The sequence below is a fragment of the Alloprevotella rava genome (assembly GCF_014195585.1).
Lineage (GTDB): Bacteria > Bacteroidota > Bacteroidia > Bacteroidales > Bacteroidaceae > Alloprevotella > Alloprevotella rava.
In genome coordinates, this window is the sequence record NZ_JACICA010000028.1 from 1 (window position 1) to 1,095 (window position 1,095).

Below are 1,095 nucleotides of genomic sequence, written 5' to 3' on the forward strand. Positions count from 1 at the left end.
GGTGCATCGTACCACGCCAAAATTCCACTACGTTTAGCCTTTATTGTATTGGCAACTTTTATGAAAGGAGTTAGTTTAGTTTCTTTCGCTCTTTCACACCAATAGATGAGCTGCTTCTCGGCTTGCTGCTTACTACTTTGCATCCATATTTGGTCAAGATCCTCTTTTAAGTAGTAAGCATGGAATCGTGGTTTATTTGTTTGTAGAATATTCTCCAAACGATTCTTCTTTTCCTCATCAAAGTTATCTCTATCCTTTCTCAGCAACAGCCATCGTGCCCCCTTGATGATGCTTCGTTTCTCAAGGTCTGTTTCTTGAGCATAAACCTCTCTGCGAACCACATCAACAGCTTCGTTGACCAGCTTGGATATGTGGAATTTGTCATAGACATGAACTGCATTAGGAGCATTCTCCATGACCGATGCGATGAATACTGCCGAGAGATCAGAGGTTACTATCTGAATGTCTATCTTGTTGCGTCTCACTCTCTTCCAAAATCCTCTTAATGCCTCCTTGCCTTTACCATCTCCCACATGAATAATTCGCCCAGTATCTATATCTACTACAATGGTCTTATAGATATGTCCCTTACGAGTCGCGAACTCGTCTATACCGATGCGGCGCACTTCTTTGATATTGGGACATGAGTATTTGCTCTTCAGGTACTTCTTGTGAATCTCCTTCACCATATTCCATCCTACATGTAAATGCCGAGCAACATCCTTTATTGTATTGTTCATACGAAGTAAATCCAAGACATAGCTTGAAAAGCGATGGGTGTAACTTACTTCTCCCTGAGTAAAAGGAATATCAGACTGCCACACAGCCTCGCAATCCTTACAGCAGTAGCGTTGAATTTGCAATGACAAGTAGCAGGGTTTACTACCAAAGGGAAGGTTGTGGAGATGGCGTCGGACAATACCATACTTGATGACATGATGCCCTCCACAATGAGGACATACGATTCTTTTAGGAGAGATTGTTTTGAGGTGAAGAAAAATGGCTTTACCTTTGTACTCAGTACGAGCATATGAGTAGTTCTTAACACCATATGCCTGATATAATAAGCTGTCGTTCATTTCTAATGAGGTTGGG

At 41.6% G+C, this 1,095-nt stretch carries 1 protein-coding gene; it reads right to left on the bottom strand.

Annotation, left to right across the window (positions count from 1 at the left end):
• Nucleotides 1-1,079, bottom strand: a 1,079-nt coding sequence (locus FHS60_RS10280) for an ISL3 family transposase (RefSeq protein WP_183698178.1), incomplete at its 3' end; no start/stop codon positions are given.
• Nucleotides 1,080-1,095 lie beyond the last annotated feature (16 nt).